Here is a 2,987-nt window from a genome sequence, read left to right on the forward strand (position 1 = left end):
AAGCGCTTGCCGTATCGGGTGCCATTGACGAACAGCAGCACCGGCTTCACTGCACTGCCCGAGCTGAAGCGGTACCGTGCCCACACGCCACGCCGCAGGTGCTGCATCTTGTCGCCGTGCTTCCACGACCCACGGCCCTGCCTCGAATCGCCGCCGTGCGCCACGAAGTACTCGACCTTGCTGCGCTTGGCCTTCGAGCGCTTGCTGCTGGTCGCGTTGGCGTCCGAGCCCGCGAGGTTGAAGGCCTGCAGCTGGCTCAGGATCTGCACGATCTGCCCGCGCCCCATGTTGCCGTAGGCATCGAGCTTGGCGGCCGAGCCCGGCACCGCCCGTTCGTTCTTGCGCATCAGCCCGGCCTGCACGAGGATCTCCTCGAAGCGCTTCAGCGGACGGTTGCCGCCCTCGATCTGCGGCAGCAGGTAGTGCGCCCGCGACGTGCCGTCCTTCAGCCACACCATCGCCTGCAGCTTGGTCCGCGTGGCAAAGGTCGTGCGCAGTGCCCGCAGCGTGAAGGCGGTAGGGTTGTCGAACCGGTCGCGGATCTCCGCCACCTGCGCGTCGCGCACCTCGCGCGTCGTGTCGTTGATGGCCTGCGCCATCACGTTCGGATGCTCCTGCTGCAGCTCGCCGAARGCCTTCGCGATCTGCGCCGCATCGAAGCGGATGTTCATCGTCAACATGTCTTCTCCCTCGGTCTGGTCGCGATTCAGTTCAGCCCGCCGCCGCGTTGCTTGCTCAGCGCCTTCATGGGTGGCGGCCCCTCCCAATCCGAGAAGCGCTGGTAGGCGCCGTCGAAGCTGAAGTTCAGCGTGTCGGTCGGACCGTTCTTGTGCTTGACCACCAGCAGTTCGGCGTGGAACTTGTTGGCCTCGGTCGGTGCACGCCGGTGCTCGCGGTGCAGCAGCCCGATCAGGTCGGCCGCGCCCTCGATGTCGCCGCTGTCACGCAGGTCGCTCATCTGCGGCATGCCGCTGGAGCGCTTCTCAGAGTCGCGGTTGAGCTGCGACAGCAAGATGACCCAGACGCCGAATTCCTTGGCCGCGCGCTTCAGGCCGTTGGCGATCTTCCCCAGCTCCTGGTTCCGGTTATCACCGTCACCCTCCATCAGCTGCAGGTAGTCGATGATCACGAGGTCCAGCTTCTTGTGCCGGCGTTTCACTTGCTGGATCTTGCGGCGCACGTCCATGATGCTGAGCGCCGCCTGGTCGTCCATCGCGATGTGCAGCTTCCCGAGCGCATCGATGCCCTCGCTCACGCCTTCCCACATGCTCTCCGGTGCGTTGCGTGGGTTGCGCAGGTCCGCGAGGTTCACCCGGCCTGCAGCAGCGACCTGGCGGGCCGTCAGCGAGTTCAAGCTGTCCTCCTGCGTCAGCATCAGCACGTGGTGCTTGCGGCCGACGTTGCGGCTGAGCGTCAGGCATATGGCCGTCTTCCCCATGCTCGGTCTCGCGCCGATCACCCACAGCTCGCCCGGCCGCCCGCCGCCCGCAGTGCAGTGGTCCAAATCCTTCAGTCCAGTCTGGATGGTGGTCTCCGCACCGTCGTAGCGCAGCTGCAGGTCGTCGAGGTAGGTCACGACCAGTTCGCTGATATCGCGCGGTTCGTTGCGCTCGGCCACTGCGTTGAGCGCCATCAGCTTCGTGATCATTTGGTCGATGACTTGATCGACCGGCTGCGGCTTGCCATCGGCGCCGTGCGCACCGCGCATGACCTCGTCGGCAACGGCTGAACCCAGGCGCATCACCTCGCGTTCCCGCCAGCGCTCGACGATCAGCTCGGCATGCCTCGCCGCGGCCCGGCTGTTCGTCACCGACTGCAGCAGCTGGTTCAGGTACACCATGCCGTGGCCGCCGCGGTCGTGGACGGTGACCAGGTCGGCCAGCTTGCCGGCCGTGAGCAGCTCGCTGATCGTCTCGTAGATCGCCCGGTGATCGCCCTGGTAGAAGTGCTCCGGCTTCAAGATCGTGCCGACCACCTCGAAGGCCTGGTTGTCGAACAGCAGCGAGCCCAGCACGCTGTGCTCGGCCTCCTCGCTGTGCGGAGCGCTGTGGGGCACGCTGAAGGCTTCGGGGCGCCGGCTCATGCGGACTCCCCTTGCTGCGCCAGCATCACGGCTTCGGCCTGCCGGCCCTGCGTCGTGAGGCGGGCGTCGGGGTCGCCCGGAGCGATGAACCAGAGGTGGTACCAGTTGCCCTGCACGCTCTGGAAGAAGGTCTTGCGCCAGTCGCGCTGCCGCTTGCCCAGATCCATGCGGCGGGCCTTGAACTCGTTCCAGTGCAGTTGCAGGATGTCCTGGCCGATGCGGGCCTGTTCGCAGTAGGCGAAGACCGGGTCGTCCTCGGGGATCACCTGCTCGCCTTTGGCTCGGCAGTCGGCGATGAAGTCGCGCAGGCTCACCAGCGGCAGCGAGGCCTCGGAATCGTCTTCCGTCAAGACCGCATGGCCTTTGCGACTGCGGCGAGCCGGCACGGCATCGTCCGTCGCCCGAACGCCGGCATCGRCCTGAACCCTTGAGCGAGGTTCTTCAGCCCCAGAAGGGGGTTGGGGGTATCTTGTATTCAAAGGTTCATTGATGGTTAGGGGGCACGTGGTGCCGGTCTGACCGGCATCTGGTGCCGGTATGCGGCACGTGGTGCCGGTCACCGCATGCGGCATCTCGTGCCGCTCACCGGCATCTGGTGCCGCTTGCCGGCACGTGGTGCCGGTCTGCGACCGCGACATGGAGTGGTGATGGGCGGCACCTCGTGCCGGGTCGCGTGGGCTCGATTGAGCAAATCCGTGGGCCGGGCCTGCGGACCGCAGCAAGGCCTCGAAGGCGCCTGCGGTCGGGGCGAAGGCGTCCTCCGCTTCAGCGGCTTCGGCACGTGCCTGGGCTCGGGCTTGCGCCTGTGCCTCGCAGATGGCCTGGATTCGGTGCAGCGCGAGCGTGTACACGTTGGAGCGCTTGCGGCCGAGCCCGACCGCCATCAGCCCCTGCTCTTCGAGCC

At 66.7% G+C, this 2,987-nt stretch carries 3 protein-coding genes; all 3 read right to left on the reverse strand.

Going from position 1 to position 2,987, the window contains the following annotated elements:
• On the reverse strand, window positions 1-680 hold a 680-nt coding region (locus AC1D01_RS27830; protein WP_477872170.1), incomplete at its 3' end, for a hypothetical protein.
• A gap of 26 nt (window positions 681-706) precedes the next feature.
• Complete coding sequence (locus tag AC1D01_RS27835; RefSeq protein ID WP_477872172.1) at window positions 707-2,083, reverse strand: replicative DNA helicase; 1,377 nt, start codon at window positions 2,081-2,083, stop codon at window positions 707-709.
• Window positions 2,080-2,987: hypothetical protein (locus AC1D01_RS27840; protein ID WP_477872174.1), on the reverse strand; the 908-nt coding region annotated here is incomplete at its 5' end. The genes AC1D01_RS27840 and AC1D01_RS27835, both read right to left, overlap by 4 nt.

The organism is Rhizobacter sp. P3_B12, assembly GCF_056402895.1.

Excerpts from the sequence above, each read along its gene's own strand:
- AC1D01_RS27835 (WP_477872172.1), bottom strand. The coding sequence starts at position 2,083 with ATGAGCCGGCGCCCCGAAGCCTTCAGCGTGCCCCACAGCGCTCCGCAC.